Raw genomic sequence first — 440 nt, 5'->3', positions numbered from 1 at the left:
TTAGGAACAGATATCAATACTAACTTTGGAGCAAGAAAAGAAGAAGAAGGAAAAGAAAAAGAAAGGCTCGGGCCTTAAATTATTTTTCAATATCCTGCTTGGGATCCTGATCTTTTTTATCCTGTTAATTTTATTCATCCGCAGTCCCTGGGGGCAAAACATTATTGTTGACAGATTAGTCTCCTATATCACCAACAAAACAAATACAGTTATAGAAGTTGACAGGTTGTTTATCACTTTTGGAGGGGATATAAGCCTGGAAGGACTCTACATGGAGGATAAGAATGGTGATACCTTAATCTATTCCAGAAGTTTAGAAGCAGATATTCCAATTTTACCCATCCTGCAGGGTGAGGGATTTAGGATCAATAGTTTAGATTGGGAAGGCGGAAGAGCCAATATCAAGAGGCAGGACACCATCGCGGGTTTTAACTTCCAGT

The 440-nt window shown here is 38.9% G+C and carries 1 protein-coding gene; it reads left to right on the top strand.

Going from position 1 to position 440, the window contains the following annotated elements; translation table 11 throughout:
* Positions 1 to 25: 25 nt before the first annotated feature.
* Positions 26 to 440, top strand: a 415-nt coding sequence (locus HC176_RS16630; protein WP_209309765.1) for a hypothetical protein, incomplete at its 3' end; no start/stop codon positions are given.

Source organism: Tamlana crocina (assembly GCF_012037625.1).
Note: the sequence above shows the minus strand (reverse complement) of the source record. Positions and strands in the feature narration are given on the sequence as shown.